The organism is Halomonas sp. 707D4 (assembly GCF_024158685.1).
GTDB lineage: Bacteria > Pseudomonadota > Gammaproteobacteria > Pseudomonadales > Halomonadaceae > Vreelandella.
Genome location: NZ_JAMZBD010000251.1, coordinates 1 through 4,641 on the forward strand (window position 1 = coordinate 1; position 4,641 = coordinate 4,641).

The following is a 4,641-nucleotide window of genomic DNA, read 5'->3' on the forward strand; positions in this document are numbered from 1 at the left end:
GAGGCGTGCGATCACCCCGGGCTGGCGGCCGCTGGCGATCACGGTGACCGCGCCGGAGCGCGCGGCAAGCGTGGCGGCCCGCACCTTGGTGCTCATGCCGCCGCGCCCCAGCGCCCCGCCGCCGCCCGCCACGGCGGCAAGCGCCGGGTCGTCGGCCTGGCCCTCGGCGATCAGGCTGGCCTGCGGGTTTTCGCGCGGGTCGGCGTCGAACAGGCCCTCCTGATCGGTCAACAGCACCAGCGCGTCGGCCTCGAGCAGGTTGGCGACCAGCGCCCCGAGGGTGTCGTTGTCGCCGAAGCGGATCTCGTCGGTGACCACGGTGTCGTTCTCGTTGATCACCGGCACCACGCGCATCTCGACCAGCGTGCGCAGCGCCGAGAGCGCGTTGAGGTAGCGCTTGCGGTTGGAGAGATCGTCGTGGGTCAGGAGGATCTGGGCGGTGAGCATGTCGTGGCGGGCGAAGTGCTGCTCGTAGCACTGGGTCAGCCCGTTCTGGCCCACGGCGGCGGCGGCCTGGAGCTCGTGCACCGCGCTCGGCCGCGCCTGCCAGCCCAGGCGCACCATGCCCGCGGCCACCGCCCCGGAGGAGACCAGCACCACTTCCACGCCGCGCCGATGCAGCTCGGCGACCTGGTCCACCCAGCCGCCGATGGCGGCTTCGTCGAGCCCCTGCCCGTCGTTGGTCAGCAGCGCACTGCCGATCTTGATCACCACGCGCCGCGCGCCGCTTAGCGCCTCGCGGCCCGGCAACTGCTCACGATGTTCCATCCCGCCCGTCTCCTGCCCCGGTTCTGCCGTCGCTCGGCCCATGCTGCCCCGCGCCCAGGCCGTGGCCTAGGGCGCGTACTCCACGTCGACATCGTACTCGTCGTCGTCGAAATCGTCGTCATCGTCGGCGTCGCGTTTCTTGCGCCGATGGCCCAGGCGCGCCTCGGTGCGCGCGACCGACTCCTCCTCCATGCGCCGGCGCATCTCCTGCTCGCGCTCGAAGGCCTCCTCGTCCTCGTTCTCGAGACGCTGCTGCTCGGTGAGCCAGCGGTGGGCGGCCTGGACCAGCTTGTCGGTGCCTTCGCTCGAGATCGCCGAGATCCGGAACACCGGCCCCTGCCAGTCGAGTGCTTCGATCACGGCGTTGGCGCGCGCCTCGCGCTCCTCTTCCGGCAGCAGGTCGAACTTGTTGAGCACCAGCCAGCGCGGGCGCTCGGAGAGCGCCGGCGAGAACTGGCCGAGCTCGTGCACGATCGCCTTGGCCGCCTCGACCGGGTCGGACTCGTCGAACGGCGCGATGTCGACCACGTGGAACAGAAGCCGCGTGCGGGTCAGGTGCTTGAGAAAGCGCAGGCCCAGGCCCGCACCGTCCGAGGCGCCCTCGATCAGGCCAGGCACGTCCGCCATCACGAAGTGCTCGTGCATGCCGAGCTTGACCACGCCCAGGTTCGGCACCAGCGTGGTGAAGGGATAATTGGCGACCTTCGGCTTGGCCGCCGACACCGAGCGGATCAGCGTCGACTTGCCCGCGTTGGGCATGCCGAGCAGGCCCACGTCCGCCATCACTTTCATTTCCAAGCGCAGGTTGCGCCGGTCGCCCTCGGTGCCGGGCGTGGTACGCCGGGGCGCACGGTTGGTCGAGGACTTGAAGTGGATGTTGCCAAGCCCGCGGCGGCCGCCTTCGGCGACCAGCACGACCTGACCGATCTCGGTGACGTCGGCGATCACCTCGAGTGTGTCCTCGTCGATCACCGTGGTGCCGACCGGCACCTTGACGTGCAGATCCTCGCCCGCCTTGCCGCTCATCTGACGGCCCATGCCGCCCTGGCCGTTCTCGGCCTTGTAGAAGCGCTGGTACTTGAAGTCGATCAAGGTGTTGAGCGAGTCGTCCCCGATCAGGTAGACGCTGCCGCCATGGCCGCCATCACCGCCGTCCGGGCCGCCCTTGGGCACGTATTTCTCGCGGCGAAAGCTCAGACAGCCGTTGCCGCCCTTGCCTGCCTCGACAATGATCGAGGCTTCATCGACGAACTGCATTGAATTCTCCCGGCCGCTTTCGCCGCCCTTTTCTTCCCCGCGCTCACGCCGGGGTCTTGAACAGACAAAAAAGCCCCGCCAATGCGGGGCCTTTCTTGCGTGTCATCGTAGAAGCGCCTGGCGCTTACTCGGAAACGATGCTCACGAACTTGCGGTTGTTCGGACCCTTGGTCTCGAACTGGACCTTGCCGTCGCTGAGGGCGAACAGCGTGTGGTCACGACCGATGCCGACGCCGGTTCCTGCGTGGAAGCGCGTGCCGCGCTGACGCACGATGATGTTACCCGCGGTCGCCGCCTGGCCACCGAAGAGTTTTACACCCAGGCGCTTGGATTCGGAATCGCGACCGTTACGCGTGGAGCCGGCTGCCTTTTTATGTGCCATCGAAATAGCCTCCTGATCGAGGGAAAGATCCGTTTAAACGGAAATTCCGGTGATTTTGACTTCAGTGAACCACTGACGGTGGCCCTGACGCTTCATGTGGTGCTTGCGGCGACGGAACTTGATGATGGTGACCTTATCGCCACGGCCGTGGGAAACGACCTCGGCAGACACCTTGGCACCGCTGATCATCGGCGCGCCGATGTTGAAGTCGTCACCGTCGGCGACCATCAGCACTTCTTCGAAGTCGATGGTTTCGCCAGTGGCGACTTCGATCTTCTCGAGCTTGAGGGTCTGGCCTTCCTGAACGCGGTACTGCTTGCCACCGCTTTTGATAATTGCGTACATGTCGCTCTCCGGACTTGTCGATAATGCCGGCCCTGCGCCGGCGCTCGTCGAATCCACGCCCGAAGGCGCTTGGCTCTTGAACCTGCTGCGAGTGGCGCCCCTTTTGGCAGCCATCTGACAGGGAGCATGACGAGTGGGTCGCGGATTATAGCGACATTCACCATTTACCACAAGGCCCCAGGGGCCTGCAAATCATCGCCACGGCCCACGCCACCCGGGCGCGGCGGCGTTCGCCTTGACGCCTTACAGGCGTCCCCATAGCATAATCCCCACCGAGGCCGGCACGCGCCGCCTTTTCACCTGCCGCGATGACCCGATTTCATGACCAACGCCTCGCCGACTAAACCGCCTGCCAGCCCGACGCCTTCACCGCTGCACGCCGTGGTGGCGAGCGATTTCGAGGCCGTGAACCGCACCATCGTCGGGCAGCTGAACTCCAAGGTGCCGCTGGTCGAGACCATCGGCCAGTACATCATCGAAAGCGGCGGCAAGCGCATGCGCCCGCTGCTGGTGCTGCTGGCCGCCCGGGCACTGGGCTACGAAGGCGACAAGCACATTCAGTTGGCCACCCTGATCGAGTTCATGCACACCTCGACGCTGTTGCACGACGACGTGGTCGACGACTCGCACCTGCGCCGCGGCAAGAAGACCGCCAACGACGCCTGGGGCAACGCCCCCTCGGTACTGGTCGGCGATTTCCTCTACTCGCGCTCGTTCCAGATGATGGTCGACGTCGGCTCGATGCGCATCATGGCGATCCTGTCGAGCGCGACCTGCATCATCGCCGAGGGCGAGGTGCTCCAGCTCACCAACATCGGCAACCCGAGCCTTTCCGAGGAGGCCTACTTCGAGACCATCCAGGGCAAGACCGCGATGCTGTTCGAGGCCGCCTCCCAGTGCGGCGCGGTGCTGGCAAACGCCACCCCGGAGCAGGAGCAAGCACTCAAGCACTACGGACGCTACCTGGGGCTCGCCTTCCAGCTCATCGACGACCTGCTCGATTACCAGGGCGATGCCCAGGCGATGGGCAAGAACGTCGGCGACGATCTCGCCGAAGGCAAGCCGACGCTGCCCTTGATCCACGCCATGGAGCGCGGAACGCCGGAAGAGGCCAAGCTGATTCGCCAGGCGATCCGCAAGGGCGGGCTCGACCAGCTCGACGAGGTGCTCGCCATCGTTCACCGCACGGGGGCGCTCGACTACACCCGTGCCCGCGCCGAGGAAATGGTCGACAAGGCGCTGACGGAGCTCGAGACGTTGCCGCCGAGCCCCTACCGCGACAGCATGGCGGACCTGGTGCGCATGGCGATCGAGCGCCAGTCGTGAAAGCGGCGAGCCGACAAAGAATTTATACGTCGGCGCTTGAATTTTTCCAGATATCGGCGTAGTATCCATCTCCGTTATCGAGCGCCGGAATATAGCTCAGCTTGGTAGAGCGCTGCCTTCGGGAGGCAGAGGTCGTAGGTTCGAATCCTGCTATTCCGACCAGAAATCGCATGAAAAAAGGCCCCATCGTCACCGATGGGGCCTTATTTTGTCTTTTTTCCTGCCTGACGGAGCCGGACCCTTCGTCGCGGTTCAGGGCGACGTCGAGCCCGGCCGTGCTTGTCGCATCAACGTGCAGCGTCGTGCTGGCTCTCGAGTGCGCGCCGCAGCGCCGCCGACGGCTGATAAAGAGGCACGTAGCCCGCCAGCAGCACCTGGGCACTGCGCTGGTAGGCGGCGGATTCGATGACGACCGTACCGTCCGCCTGCTGCCAGGCCACGATCTTGGTCGCCAGGATTCCGGCCGGGTTTTCGAGGGCGACATCGACCTCGGCACTCACCGCGCCGAGCGCCTTGGGCGCCAACCGATGGGCGACCGTCCCCGGCACCAGCGTAGCGGCTGC

The 4,641-nt window shown here is 66.0% G+C and carries 6 protein-coding genes and 1 tRNA gene; 2 read left to right on the top strand and 5 right to left on the bottom strand.

The features are described from left to right. From proB to rplU, 4 genes are all read right to left on the bottom strand, one after another. Positions 1-768, bottom strand: a 768-nt coding sequence (proB, locus tag BIS11_RS11265) for a glutamate 5-kinase (RefSeq protein WP_253586063.1), incomplete at its 3' end; no start/stop codon positions are given. A gap of 66 nt (positions 769-834) precedes the next feature. Next, positions 835-2,025 carry an Obg family GTPase CgtA gene (gene cgtA, locus BIS11_RS11270; RefSeq protein ID WP_253424509.1) on the bottom strand — a complete coding sequence of 397 codons (1,191 nt, stop codon included), beginning with the start codon at positions 2,023-2,025 and terminating at the stop codon, positions 835-837. Between the two features lie 124 nt (positions 2,026-2,149). Beyond that, a complete protein-coding gene (rpmA, locus tag BIS11_RS11275; RefSeq protein WP_227388985.1) occupies positions 2,150-2,407 on the bottom strand; it encodes a 50S ribosomal protein L27 in 258 nt (85 codons plus the stop codon). A 33-nt stretch (positions 2,408-2,440) separates the two neighbouring features. Continuing rightward, positions 2,441-2,752, bottom strand: a complete 312-nt coding sequence (gene rplU / locus BIS11_RS11280; protein WP_253424506.1) for a 50S ribosomal protein L21 — start codon at positions 2,750-2,752, stop codon at positions 2,441-2,443. A gap of 321 nt (positions 2,753-3,073) precedes the next feature. On the opposite strand from rplU, the gene ispB reads away from it, so the two are divergent. Together ispB and BIS11_RS11290 are read left to right on the top strand one after the other, a co-directional pair. Further along, entirely contained in the window at positions 3,074-4,078 is a 1,005-nt protein-coding gene (gene ispB, locus BIS11_RS11285) for an octaprenyl diphosphate synthase (RefSeq protein WP_253424502.1), read from the top strand. An 85-nt stretch (positions 4,079-4,163) separates the two neighbouring features. Further along, a tRNA-Pro gene (locus BIS11_RS11290) sits at positions 4,164-4,240 on the top strand. A 125-nt stretch (positions 4,241-4,365) separates the two neighbouring features. Here BIS11_RS11290 and BIS11_RS11295 read toward each other — a convergent pair. Then, positions 4,366-4,641, bottom strand: a 276-nt coding sequence (locus BIS11_RS11295) for a hypothetical protein (RefSeq protein WP_253586064.1), incomplete at its 5' end; no start/stop codon positions are given.